This is a genomic window from Streptomyces sp. NPDC002130 (genome assembly GCF_040296465.1).
GTDB lineage: Bacteria > Actinomycetota > Actinomycetes > Streptomycetales > Streptomycetaceae > Streptomyces.
The window spans coordinates 1-1,539 of sequence record NZ_JBEOXI010000772.1; the positions used below are offsets into that span (position 1 = coordinate 1).

At 72.2% G+C, this 1,539-nt stretch carries 2 protein-coding genes and 1 tRNA gene; all 3 read left to right on the forward strand.

Annotated features, from left to right (window positions below):
• Positions 1-273 precede the first annotated feature (273 nt).
• The 3 genes from ABT116_RS45360 to ABT116_RS45370 all read left to right on the forward strand — a co-directional run bounded on the left by ABT116_RS45360 (position 274) and on the right by ABT116_RS45370 (position 1,521).
• A complete protein-coding gene (locus tag ABT116_RS45360) occupies positions 274-642 on the forward strand; it encodes a DUF8844 domain-containing protein (protein ID WP_351646902.1) in 369 nt (122 codons plus the stop codon).
• A 134-nt stretch (positions 643-776) separates the two neighbouring features.
• Entirely contained in the window at positions 777-1,454 is a 678-nt protein-coding gene (locus tag ABT116_RS45365; RefSeq protein WP_351646904.1) for a bifunctional DNA primase/polymerase, read from the forward strand.
• Positions 1,445-1,521: transfer RNA gene (locus tag ABT116_RS45370), tRNA-Lys, on the forward strand. Before ABT116_RS45365 ends, ABT116_RS45370 begins: the two co-directional genes overlap by 10 nt.
• Positions 1,522-1,539 lie beyond the last annotated feature (18 nt).

The following is a 1,539-nucleotide window of genomic DNA, read 5'->3' on the forward strand; positions in this document are numbered from 1 at the left end:
GGCGGGCCCCCCCCACGCCGCCGGAGGCGGCCGATGAACGCAGCCCGGACGGCTGGGAGGCGAACCACGCGGTCCTGGCACATCTGGCGGAGCACCGGGTGGTGTGGCGACCGTGATCTGGCCGGAAACCGGCGCGCCCTCGAAGCCCTGACGAACACCGGGTGGTGTGGCGGCCGTACCCACTACCGCGATGCCCACTTGCGCGCCCGCGAGACAATGGACGGTGGCCCACTCCACCGAGAGGGTCAGCGCGACGTACGAGGAGGAGAAGACATGGCGGAGCCCACGCCGCGTCGGAACGAACCGCGGCTACGCCCCGCGCCCCTGCTCTTCGAGCCCGCGGAGGCGGCCTCCGACCCTGAGCACTTCTTCGACCTCGAGTCGATCGACGACCCCCGGGCGCTGCTGGCCCGGGCGACGGAGCTGACGCTGGCGTTCCGGGCCGCGGCGGACCGGGCGGTGGAGTTCCAGGCGATGGCGGCGGCGCAGCTGGCCGATCCGCGCAAGTTCGACCGGCTGACGACGGCCGACATCGCCGAGCGGGCCGAGTGGACCGAGGACTACGCCAAGAAGATGGTCGAGTTCGGGCGGGATCTGATGCGGGGCGGCGTCGAGGGCCGGGGGCCCGGCGGCACCGCCTGACACGGCTCTGCGACGGCCCTTCCCGATCACCTGGCATATGCCAGGCGGGCAAGATACTCCCTCCCACCCCCTCCTGTCCCGATTTCCCACAACCCTCGGGAACCGCACGCTCACGCCGGGTAGACATGGTTGCCATGAGCAGCGCATGGAACGCCTCCGAAGTCACCCCGGACGGGGCCGCCTGGCTCGCCTCGGCAGGAACGTATCCGCGAAGCACGCTCGCCCTCTGGGAGGAGCGGCCGGACGCACCGGTCGTGCTGCCCTGCGGCTCGGTCTTCGACGTGGTCAGCGCGCCCGCGATGTTCGGCCGGCGCATGCTCGACCGGCTGTGGGACGACGGCCCCGGCTCGGGGCCGGTCGCGGAGTTCCGGGGCCGGATCCTGCTGTTCGCCGCCCCGGGGACGGCTCAGCGGCTCCCCGTACTGCTGGAGTGGGAGGAGTGGGGCACCCGCGACCGCGGCCAGGACAGCCGAGTGGCCAACTGTAAAAACGCCGTCCCGCCACTGCTGTGCCACGGCACCGGCGACGCGGTGACCGTCCCGGCCCCGAGCACCTATCTCACCGGTCCGGCGCCGTCCGAAAGCATCTCCTCCACCGGCCCGGCGCCTGTCGCAACCACCACCCCCGCCGGGTCCGCAACCCGCTCCGCCACCCGCTGGCTCGTCGCCCCCGACACCCGTCAGCCCTGGCTCCCGGGCCCCGAGGTACTGCTCTGGGCAGCCGTCCGGGCGGCCCGCTCGGCGGTGCGGATTTCGATTTTTCCTCCCGCCGACCAGGGTGCTAAGGTCTACGACGTCAGCAGGCGCCGCTAGCTCAGTTGGTTAGAGCAGCTGACTCTTAATCAGCGGGTCCGGGGTTCGAGTCCCTGGCGGCGCACCAGACGGCGAAAGGCCCCTC